Genomic DNA, 6,149 nt, shown 5'->3' with positions numbered 1-6,149 from the left:
CGGCAAGCCAAGCAATTAAAGCGGCGTTATAATTTCCTGAAAGCAGTATTGCCAGGCCGTATTTTTCTTTCTTTAGTTTTTTTACAAGTTCCCAGGAGTATTTAATTGATTTATTGCGCGAATCATATTCAATTATCTCATTCACATAGGGGCAATGTTCCAGCATTCCCTTGGTCCAATTGCGGACAATGGCTGTAATCTTGGCACTAGGAAAATTTTTTCTCAGTTCCCTGTAAACAGGTGTGGCTGTTACAAAATCTCCCACCCAGTCAGGGCCCCTCACTACTATTTTTTTGATTTCGCTTTTTTCTATAGTTTTCATAAATATTTCTTCATTGCAGTAAAAACATCTTCCGGCAAAATTCCCATCATACACCGGTTTACTTTGCAGTTTGATTTTATACCGCAGGGCCAGCAAGATAATTTATTAAGAATAACGGTATTTTTTTCGCCGTAAGGCCCCACCTGGGCCGGGTCTGTTGCGCCATACAAACCGATTACAGGCACGCCGAGCGCGGCGGCTATATGTATCAGCGCGGTATCATTTCCTACAACAAGTTTGCAGCGTGAAATTACAGCGCAGGCAGTCCGCAAATCCGTTCTTCCTGTAAGGTCAATGTATTCGGTATTAAGGCTTCCGGAAATTTTATGCACGTACTCCTCTTCGCCTTTCATTCCCAAAAACACGGGGATAAAATCATATTTGGACAGCGCAAGTTTGATCAGGTTGGTAAAATTCCTGTAAGGCCAAACCTTATGCAGGCCGCGGCTGGTAGTTACAAATACAACGAACGGCTTGCCGGGAGTCGCGCCGGAATCCTTGCTGGAAATGCTCAAAAATTCTTCTGCAGATTTCGTTTCTTTTTCAGTAAAATGCATCCAGGGAAGATATTCTGACGGCTGAGACAGCGTTTTTCCCTGCGCCGCGCCCAGCAATTTCACTACGCCGTAATTACGGTCAACTGCGTGCAAGCACTTGTCGAACTTTTCAACCGGCTTTTCAAGCAACCAGGCAAATTCTCTTAACAAACTTACAGCTATTCGCTTTTTTGCCCCGGAAAAATAACTTACGATAGCTGTCCTCATAAGGCCCTGTAAATCAATCAGCAAATCATACTTTTCTGACCGGACTAGTTTAATAACTTCTCTGTATTCCTTGAGCCCCCCCTGCCTGTCCCATTGAATGAGCTCGTCAACCTGAGGGATATTATGCAGGATTTTTGCAAATTTGCTGAACACCAGCCAGTCTATTTTAACATCAGGATATAATTTTTTCAGGCCGTAAATAACCGGCAAAGAATGCACTATATCGCCGATACCAGAAGGTTTGATAATGAGTATTTTATTCATTTAATTATTCATCAAAAAACTTCTTTATTAATTCCACCGTTCTTTTTGTTACACCTTCAAGTTTATTTATAACTTTTTTTGCATTTATTGAATATTGTTTGAATTGGACGGGATCTTCGAGGTAATCCGTTATCACTCCTTTCATTTCTTCGGTATCTTTTACTCTGATTCCGGCGTTATTTTTTACCAGCAAATCAGCCGGTTCCTTAAAACTTTCCGTGTAAGGGCCGAACATTACAACTTTACCCAAACTTGCGGGCTCAATAATATTCTGCCCGCCGAATGGCAGTAAACTGCCGCCGACAAAAACTATATCCGCAACGTAGTAGGCCTTCATAAGCTCCCCATAAACATCAAGGATGAGGCATTGAAAGTCTTTAAGTTCAAGAAAGTTTGATTTTTTTACATACGAAATGTTCCTTTTCTCAAGCATTTCTTCAACTAAGGGCACTCTTTCAAGATGCCTGGGAGAAAATATCATTTTTAATTGAGGAAAGTTGTTCAGTAAATCATCATAGGCCTTTATTATGAGTTCTTCTTCGCCTTCTCTTATGCTTCCCGCAACAAATATTTTGTTGCCGCCGTTGAAACCAAAATACTCTTTCTCAACAACATACTTTTTGATGTTGTCGGAAATAATGATGTCATATTTGATATTGCCGGTAATACTGACCTTTTCTTTTTCCGCCCCAAGCTCGATTATCCGGTCATAGTCAAACTGTTCTCTCATTAAAAACAGGTCAACCTTTCTAACAATTTTTTTTATAAAAAACCTTAAAAATTTATAAGCGCCGTAACTTTTATCTGAAATTCTTCCGTTTATCGTTACTATCTTTGCCCCTGATTTGTCAACCAGCCTGATAAGGTTGGGCCAGAGTTCTGTTTCAACCAGCACGAACAATTCAGGTTTTATTATCATTACAGTTCTTTCGACAAAAAGGGATATGTCTATAGGGGCATAAAATACCTTTTTTACCGACGACACAGTATCATTTGCGACCCGATAGCCTGACCTGGTAATTACAGAAAGAACGATTTTATGATCGGGCATTTTTTTATGCAGTTCTTCAATCAAAAGAGAAGCCACTTTTACTTCGCCTACTGACGCGCAATGAACCCATATGTATCTGCCCTCCGGTAAATTGCCTATCAGCCCCAGCCGGTGCCTCCACTGCAGGCCGGTGTTTTTCGACTGCAGTTTAAACAGTACGTAAGGTAAAAGCAAAACAAAAGCGCAGAATGAAATTAAATCGTAGATAAAGTACATAGCATTTGTAAATATTTAAAAGATTTAATACACTATTTTTTTATTATACTAAATTTTGGCCGGTTAGTAAAAATTTCCTTGCATAACTTTGGAAATTAATGTAAAATGTTACAGTCAATAAAAACGATCATGGCAAACAATTATTTACAGGTAAAACAACACAACGGGCACGGCTATAAACCTAAGATAGATTTTGAAAAATGGCGCGTGGCTTTTTTAAATACTCTCCAAGAGCTTACTTTAAATAAAATAACAAGACTTGAAAGGCACATGAAATCTGATGAAGTTTTTGTCCTCCTTAAAGGCGAAGGCGCGCTTGTTGCGGAAGGCATTAAAAAAAACAAATCAGGGCAAATAGAAAATACTTACAATGCTTATGTTTGAAGAAAAGATTCCTACGCTGAAAGAACTTGACTTCGAAGAAATAAACGCCGTATTAACCCATAAATGGTTTATAAGTGAAAAAGCCCGGTACGATGTCGGAATGGAATTCGCTAAAAATGACTTTTTTATGAACCATTCAAAAAAATGGCGCGAACTGAAAATAAAAAATGAAGTAGCTGCGCAAAAGAAAGAAATTATCATACATAAGTGGTATCTGTCTGAAAAGCTAGGCTATGACGTAGGAGCGCAAAAAGCGGCGCTTGATTGGATCAATTGCGGCTACGCCCAGCACTGGCGTAATTGCACCGGGCCTTATAAAACCAGGCTGGATAATAAGTTTTACAAAGAAGCGTCGTTATAGACGGAATTTTAAAATGAAAAAATTATTAAGCCTATTATTTTTACTGTTTGTACCTTATGCTCCGGTAAAAGCAGCTCCTCTTGTTCCGCCGGTTTACCTATGCGAGCTTCCAAATATTAACGAATACGATATTCTTGCAAATTCCGGCTGGGACGGCAACTGGTATGTGGGCTATAATGTCTGCTGGCTAGAAAAAATTTCTAATATTCCTGAAAGCCCTACAGAATTTTATAGAAAGGCTTATATTGGCGCAAAACTGGGGCGGGCAAAGGTACGCCCTGTTGAAGGAAAGTCAAGTTGGGAAAATGAGCCCATACCCGGAGATATTTATATAGGGATTTCTTCCACCTCTGCCTGGAAATCTAACTCAAGATATTTTCTTGCTTCAAGCCTGGACCTGCCTGTTGAGGGAGATTTAATGAATGCACAATCCGGGACTGGCGAAGCGAGATGGTTTTGGGCTGAAGTCCCAATTGAACAAATAAACCTGAAAGGGCCTAATTATATAGCTTTGTGGTCGCCTACGGATTATTTTACGGCCCGCGATACTGCTCCTATACTTTGCGGAGGCCGGGGCGCTAAAGGCGCTGAAACAAATACTTGGCTCAATAACGAAATTGAGGGAGCCCCTCCGATTGACCCTGCAGATTCTCTTAAAACGCCCATTTCAGTATTTGAACCTGCAATCGCAATGAAATTAATACCGGCAAAAACTGAACAGGAAATAAAAATACAAATATTTGAAGTTAAAGACGGTAAAAAAGGCACTCCGAACAAAACTATTGTTGCGTCAATTGCGGGAGACCAGATTGAAAAAACCTGGCTTGAATATGCAACATTGACAAGCGCTTACCAAAGAACGGGCAAACTTCTTTATAACCTTCCCTGGACTTTTACTCTCAATCCTGAAAAACTCCCTGAAGAAAAAATTTTCGTCAGAGTTGCCGCTGAAGATGTGTGGGGAAACCTCGGCTACAGCCAGAACATAGAAATGATAGTAAAGTAGGAACCCGCTGTCTATTAAGGCTTGGGTACAACTTCCTCATTGGGGAAATTTGTGTTGTAAGTATAGTTTTTGACCAGGCCTTTTTTATCAAATTTTATGTAGAGGTCCCTGGTACAACTGCCGCTAAATACGCTCACTTTATAATTTAGATAGGTCCAGGTCAGGTCTTCATCGTCAATTCCTTTGCGGTAAGGGTTTCCGTATACATTCATAATATCATTCATGCTTGTTTTCCCGATAACAATATTCGGGATGCTTTTAGTTTGAAAATCCCTGCCGATAGTAATACAGCCCGTAAACCCTAAAAGAAAAACCAGAAATACGCTGCAAAGTATAAATTTCCCGATTAAACCATTTGTTGAACCGTCATGCTCGCCCGGTGTTTTTTCTTTCAATTCAGGCAGAATAACATTCGCAAGTTTTTTCCCCAGTTCCACGCCCATCTGGTCAAAACTGTTTATTCTCCAGATAACGCCCTGGGTAAAAACTTTATGTTCGTACATAGCAATCAGAGCCCCGAGAGTTTTCGGAGTAAGTTCATCCAATAAAATACTATTAGTGGGTTTGTTACCCTCAAAAACTTTATACGGCGCTAACAACTTAATTTCTTCATCGTTTAGGCCCTGTTTTTTCAGTTCTTCAATAACTTTCTCTTTGTCCAGTCCGAATGCAAGCGCTTCTGTCTGGGCAAAAAAATTAGACATCAATTTTTCATGATGGTCGCCGATACTTTCAGGCGGTTTTATGATTCCGATGAAATCCGACGGGACAAATTTTGTACCCTGATGTATCAGCTGGTAAAATGAATGCTGTCCGTTTGTGCCCGGTTCGCCCCAGATTATAGGGCCTGTCTGATAATTTACCCTTTTGCCTTCAATGTCAACGGTTTTTCCGTTGCTTTCCATATCTCCCTGCTGTAAATAGGAAGGGAATTTGCTTAAGTACTGGCTATAAGGCAAAATTGCATAACTTTGCGCATCAAAAAAATTGTTGTACCATACTCCAAGAAGCGCCAGCAGTACAGGAATATTTTCTTCATAAGGCGCATTTAAGAAATGATTGTCCATTTCATGAGCACCCTGCAGTAACTGCTCAAACCTTTCAAAACCTACACTGCAGGCTATTGATAACCCAATTGCCGACCAAAGAGAATACCTGCCTCCCACAAAATCCCAGAACTCAAACATGTTTGCCGGGTCTATGCCGAATTCTCTTGCCTTTTTTTCATTTGTGGAAAGGGCAACAAAGTGTTTACTAACTGCTTCTTTGCCTAATTTAGCTATAAGCCAGTCTTTTGCAGTATTGGCATTCGTTATTGTTTCCTGCGTAGTAAAAGTTTTTGATGCTACAATAAAAAGCGTTGTTTCGGGCTCGACAAGTTTTAGTGTTTCGTACATATCGGCGCCGTCAATATTGCTGACGAAATACACAGCCGGGCCGTCGGAATAATATTTCAGCGCTTCGCAGGCCATTTTAGGGCCCAGATCTGAACCGCCTATCCCTATATTTACAACACTTTCTATTTTTTGGCCGGTTGCGCCTTTCCAGCCGCCTGAACGTAATTTTAAAGAAAATATTTTCATTTTCTCTAAAACCGTGTTTATTTCAGGCATCACATCTTTGCCGTCAACATAAATGGGTTTATTTGAGCGATTTCTCAGCGCAATATGAAGAACAGCGCGTTTTTCTGTCCAGTTTATTTTTTCTCCTGAAAACATTTTTTTGGCATATTCTTTTACTCCAGCTGCTTTAGCAAGATTGACAAGAAGCTTCATCGTCTT

7 protein-coding genes are annotated in these 6,149 nt (G+C 40.2%); 3 read left to right on the top strand and 4 right to left on the bottom strand.

Translation table 11 applies throughout. The annotated features are described in order from the left end of the window. From KKH91_05080 to KKH91_05070, 3 genes are all read right to left on the bottom strand, one after another. Positions 1 to 322: hypothetical protein (locus tag KKH91_05080; protein ID MBU0952180.1), on the bottom strand; the 322-nt coding region annotated here is incomplete at its 3' end. Then, the gene (waaF, locus tag KKH91_05075; GenBank protein ID MBU0952179.1) at positions 319 to 1,350 is read right to left on the bottom strand and encodes a lipopolysaccharide heptosyltransferase II; all 1,032 of its coding nucleotides are present in this window, start codon (positions 1,348 to 1,350) and stop codon (positions 319 to 321) included. The genes waaF and KKH91_05080, both read right to left, overlap by 4 nt. A gap of 4 nt (positions 1,351 to 1,354) precedes the next feature. After that, positions 1,355 to 2,617: a 3-deoxy-D-manno-octulosonic acid transferase gene (locus KKH91_05070; protein ID MBU0952178.1), complete on the bottom strand. Its 1,263-nt coding sequence runs from the start codon at positions 2,615 to 2,617 to the stop codon at positions 1,355 to 1,357. A 105-nt stretch (positions 2,618 to 2,722) separates the two neighbouring features. Here KKH91_05070 and KKH91_05065 point away from each other — a divergent pair, with 105 nt between their 5' ends. Genes KKH91_05065 through KKH91_05055 form a run of 3 tightly spaced genes read left to right on the top strand, consistent with a single transcriptional unit; the run spans position 2,723 to position 4,368 of the window. Continuing rightward, positions 2,723 to 3,001: a hypothetical protein gene (locus KKH91_05065; GenBank protein ID MBU0952177.1), complete on the top strand. Its 279-nt coding sequence runs from the start codon at positions 2,723 to 2,725 to the stop codon at positions 2,999 to 3,001. Then, entirely contained in the window at positions 2,994 to 3,362 is a 369-nt protein-coding gene (locus KKH91_05060; GenBank protein ID MBU0952176.1) for a DUF4032 domain-containing protein, read from the top strand. Before KKH91_05065 ends, KKH91_05060 begins: the two co-directional genes overlap by 8 nt. 13 nt (positions 3,363 to 3,375) lie before the next feature. Continuing rightward, positions 3,376 to 4,368 (top strand): hypothetical protein, encoded by a 993-nt coding sequence (locus tag KKH91_05055; protein MBU0952175.1) that lies wholly within the window; start codon positions 3,376 to 3,378, stop codon positions 4,366 to 4,368. A gap of 14 nt (positions 4,369 to 4,382) precedes the next feature. Here the strand turns inward: KKH91_05055 and pgi are convergent. Further along, positions 4,383 to 6,149 (bottom strand): glucose-6-phosphate isomerase (pgi, locus tag KKH91_05050; GenBank protein MBU0952174.1); only part of this gene is annotated, 1,767 nt, incomplete at its 5' end.

The sequence above is a fragment of the Elusimicrobiota bacterium genome, assembly GCA_018816525.1.
Taxonomy (GTDB): Bacteria; Elusimicrobiota; Endomicrobiia; order CG1-02-37-114; family XYA2-FULL-39-19; genus OXYB2-FULL-48-7.
This window is presented reverse-complemented; position numbering and strand designations above follow the sequence as displayed.

Bases quoted from the DNA above. Each gene is read 5' to 3' on its own strand.
- waaF (MBU0952179.1), bottom strand. From the start codon at position 1,350: ATGAATAAAATACTCATTATCAAACCTTCTGGTATCGGCGATATAGTG.
- KKH91_05070 (MBU0952178.1), bottom strand. From the start codon at position 2,617: ATGTACTTTATCTACGATTTAATTTCATTCTGCGCTTTTGTTTTGCTT.
- KKH91_05065 (MBU0952177.1), top strand. From the start codon at position 2,723: ATGTTACAGTCAATAAAAACGATCATGGCAAACAATTATTTACAGGTA.
- KKH91_05060 (MBU0952176.1), top strand. From the start codon at position 2,994: ATGTTTGAAGAAAAGATTCCTACGCTGAAAGAACTTGACTTCGAAGAA.
- KKH91_05055 (MBU0952175.1), top strand. From the start codon at position 3,376: ATGAAAAAATTATTAAGCCTATTATTTTTACTGTTTGTACCTTATGCT.